This is a genomic window from Streptomyces sp. SID5785 (assembly GCF_009870065.1).
Classification (GTDB): Bacteria; Actinomycetota; Actinomycetes; order Streptomycetales; family Streptomycetaceae; genus Streptomyces.
Window position 1 is genome coordinate 1 of record NZ_WWIA01000271.1, and the last position, 4,026, is coordinate 4,026.

The 4,026-nt window shown below is 74.1% G+C and carries 3 protein-coding genes and 1 pseudogene; all 4 read right to left on the minus strand.

Annotation, left to right across the window (positions count from 1 at the left end; translation table 11 throughout):
• A pseudogene (locus GTW43_RS08615) lies at nucleotides 1-395 on the minus strand (hypothetical protein); the annotation flags it as partial.
• 12 nt (nucleotides 396-407) lie between these two features.
• On the minus strand, nucleotides 408-1,229 hold the full coding sequence (locus GTW43_RS08620) for a sugar isomerase (RefSeq protein ID WP_161301044.1): 822 nt from the start codon (nucleotides 1,227-1,229) through the stop codon (nucleotides 408-410).
• 122 nt (nucleotides 1,230-1,351) lie between these two features.
• Complete coding sequence (locus GTW43_RS08625) at nucleotides 1,352-2,407, minus strand: biotin/lipoate A/B protein ligase family protein (RefSeq protein WP_161301045.1); 1,056 nt, start codon at nucleotides 2,405-2,407, stop codon at nucleotides 1,352-1,354.
• Between the two features lie 135 nt (nucleotides 2,408-2,542).
• A partial coding sequence (locus tag GTW43_RS08630) for a DEAD/DEAH box helicase (RefSeq protein WP_161301046.1) occupies nucleotides 2,543-4,026 on the minus strand: 1,484 nt, incomplete at its 5' end.

Genomic DNA, 4,026 nt, shown 5'->3' on the forward strand with positions numbered 1-4,026 from the left:
CCCGGCACCCGGCACCCGGCACCCGGCACCCCCAGCCTCTTAGTGTATCCAATCCCGTGCGACAGAACGGCCAACTGGCCTTTAATATCCGCCAGTTGACCGCCGAAGCTCGCCGAGACGGCCAGGTCGACCGGAGTGTGCCGGGCCTGTTCCCAGGGCAGTACCGGGACGCCCGTGTCCGCGAGCAGCTCGCGCACGCCCGCGCCGAACGCCGAGGACTCCGTGCATGTCGCGAGCAGCTGGATCCGCAGGTCGTCGTCGAAGAGCGGCAGGACGTCCAGGAGGCGGGTGGCCGACGTGACGTTGTGCACCACCAGGAGCACCGTGCGGGTGCGTCCACGGGTCGCCCAGCGGTCCGCGCCGTCCCCGACCGGCACCCGGATCCGGTGCTCCACGCCGCCCGCCCCTCAGACCGCGGGCCGGGCGGCCGCGCCGATCGCGAGCCGCTGGACCCGAACGAGGTCGGCGAGCGGATCGCGTGCCGAGGCGACCAGGGTGCCGCCCGCGTCCCGCACGGCCTGCGCGAGCCGCTCCGGCACGTCACCGAAGACCCAGGTCACCTGTTGCGCGGCGGCGGGCCCCGGCCGGTACTCCGGCTCGTGGTACGCCTGCGCCCACGTGCCCGCGTTGTCCCGCATCAACTGCGCGGCCGCCTCCGCTATCCCGTACGTCCAGCCCGACCCCAGGAACGTGAACTCCCGTGCGGCGAGCAGGACATGAGGCAGCGTCTCCTCGATCGCCTCGTGCGCGTCGTCCGTCGCGTCGTCGAGCTTCTCGCCGAGCTGGGCGCGCAGCAGCGCGAGGACCGTGGTCGGGAAGCGGGTGGCGATCGCGGACGCCGGCTCGGCCGCGAAGTCCAGCCGGATGGTGTGGTCGGCGATGTCCGGCGCATCCTGCGCCGCCGTGACGACGACGCTGGGCACGCTCCCGTGCACCTTGCCGAGCAGCCGGGTCATCACCGGGGCGGTGCCCGTGCGGGTGAGGGCGATGATGCGGTCGTACTCGCGTCCGTAGAGGAACGCGGAGGCGCTGAACGCGTCGGTCTCGCCGTGCCCGCCCGCCTCGCGCAACGACGCGTACGCCTGCGCCATCGCGTACGCCGGTCCGGAGCCGACCACCGCGACGCGCTCCCCGCGCCGCGGCAGCGCGTCACGGTGGCGCACCGCCAGCTCCGCGGCGCGTGTCCAGCAGTCGGGCTGACTCGCGACGTCCTGCGCCACCGCAGGCACGCTCGTGCTCCCCGTCCCCATGTGAGCCCCCCCGGGCTGATCACCGATGTTTCCCCGGACGTTACTCGACCGCCACGCCGACCTGCACGGGAGCACCGCAGTGCGAGACGGGCCGGACCGGCTCAGGGCACCCGGGCCGTCCACTCCTCGGTGCCGAACTTGGTGCGCACCAGCTCCTGCGCGCGCGCCAGCTCGTCCTCGGTGACCTGGCCCTCCGTCAGGCCGTAGCGGTCACGGAACGAGGCGATCATGCGGGCGATGACCTCCTCGCGGGGCAGCCCGGTCTGCCGGCGCAGCGGGTCGACCCGCTTCTTGGCGCTCCTGGTGCCCTTGTCGGACAGCTTCTCGCGGCCGATGCGCAGCACCTGCGTCATCTTGTCCGCGTCGATGTCGTACGACATGGTCACGTGGTGCAGGACCGCGCCCTGCCCCGCGACCACACGCTTCTGCGCGGCGCCCGCCACCTTGCCGATGTCCGTCGCGATGTCGTTGAGCGGCTGGTACCAGGCCTTGATCCCCATGTCGCCGAGCGCGCCGAGCACCCAGTCGTCCAGGTAGGCGTACGAGTCCTGGAAGGACAGGCCGGAGACCAGGGACTCGGGAACGGCCAGCGAGTACGTGATGGTCGAGGCGGGCTCGGCGAACATCGCGCCGCCGCCCGAGATCCGCCGCACCACCGTGACGCCGTGCCGGGCGACGCCCTCGGGGTCCACCTCGTTGCGCAGCGACTGGAAGCTGCCGATGATGACGGCCGGCCGGTCCCACTCCCACACGCGCAGCGTCGGCGGGCGCAGGCCGAGCGCGACCTCCTCCGTGATCACCTCGTCGAGCGCCATGTGCAGCACGGGGGACTGGGGCGCGTCGTGGACGAGCTGCCAGTCGTAGTCCCGCCAGTCGGTGGCCTGCGCGACGGCACGGCGCACCGCCGTGGCGACGCCCTCGGGGGTCAGGCCCAGCATCCTGGTACCGGCGGGCAGGCCCTGCTCGACGCGCGTGGCCAGGGTCGCGGTGTCGGCGTCGGCGGGCGCGCCCTCCAGGGCGGCGTCGATCGCGGGCAGCGCGTCGTCGGGTTCGAGGAAGAAGTCCCCCGCGACGCGGACGCCCCGCAGCCGCCCGTCCACGACGTCGACGTCCGCCACGACCAGCTTGCCCCCGGGGATCTTGTACTCGCCGTGCACCGTGTGCCGCCTTCCCTCGCATACCGACCCATACGGTCCTGCTGACAGGCAACGCTAGCCCAGCGCGGATATTCCGGACGCCCGCGCGACCGCGTCCGGCTGTGCGCGACCCCTTCGTCCCGTCCGGCGGGCCCCTCAGCCGTCGGTGACCCCCAGCCGGGCGCGCTCCTCCTCGACGATCCGGCGGACCAGATCCGTGTCGGACCCGTCGACCGCGTCCGGCGTCGCCTCCGCGACGGCGCTGCGCCGCGCGTACGCGTCGAACAGCCGGTCCTTGTCCGCCAGGATCCGCACCAGGCGCTCGTCCACCCCGCCGGTCGCCAGCAGCCGGTGCACCTGCACCGGCCGCACCTGGCCCATCCGGTGCGCCCGCGCCACGGCCTGGTGCTCCAGCGTCGGCTTCACCTGCGGCTCGCACAGCACGACGACCGACGCCGCCTGGATGTTCAGACCCACGCCCGCCGCCTGGATCTGGGCGACCAGCACGGCGGGGCCGGACGCCGCCGTGAACGCGTCCACCGTCCGCTGCCGCCGCACCGGCGGCACGTCCCCGGTCAGCGGCCCGAACACCGACCCGGGCCGGTCCGCCTCCAACGCCCCGCGCACCGCGTCCAGGACGGCCCGGAACGCCGAGAACACCACGACCTTCTGCCCGTTCTCCGCCGCCTCGCGGGCGATCTCCCGCAGCCGCCCCAGCTTCGCCGACTTCTCGGGGCGGGCGTACGAGGCCCGGCGCATCGCCATGAAGTTCCGCTCCCCGACCGCCGCACGGTACGCCTCCTCGTCGTCCGCGCTCAGCTCCTCCCACTCGTCCGTGTGCTGGAGGCTGGGCAGCTCCGTGAGGACGTCGTCCTGGTTGCGCCGCAGGTACACCGGAGCGACCGCCCGCCGGAACGCGACCGAACCGGCCGCCCCCGCCGCCCCGTCCTCGAGCCGGTCGGCGAGCCCCGCGTCCAGCATCCGTACGAGACTGCGGAACTCGGCGACCCGGTTCTCCATCGGCGTCCCCGTCATGAACAGCACCCGCTCGCAGCGTCCGGCCCAGGCCGCGACGGCCCGGGTGCGCAGCGCCTCCGGGTTCTTCACCGCGTGCGCCTCGTCGACCACGAGCATCGAGGGCGGCGGCCCCGCGGGCCCGGGCAGCGCGCGCAGCGACTCGAACGTGGTCACGGCGACCCCGCCGCGCTCCCGCCACCGGGCGAACGCCGCGTCGCGCTCCGGCCCGTGCAGCGGCGTCACCCGCAGCGCGCTGCGCGACTCCACCTCCCGCGTCCAGTTCACGAGGACGCCCGCGGGGCACACCACCAGGAAGTGCGTGTGCCCGTCCGCCGCGAGATGACCCATCGCCGCGATCGCCTGGACCGTCTTGCCGAGCCCCATCTCGTCGCCCAGGATCACCCGCCGCCGGGCCAGCGCGAACCGCGCCCCGAACGCCTGGTAGCCGCGCAGCGACACCCGCAGCCCGCTGTCGTCGAGCGGCTGCCCGCGCACCCCGTGCGCGACCTCGTCGGGCAGGAACCCCTCGACCGCCGCCGTGTCCGGCGCCCGGCCGGAGAGCTCGCCCAGGACGCTGTAGTACTCGGCCGAACGCAGCTCGAAGTCGACCCACGCCTCGACCT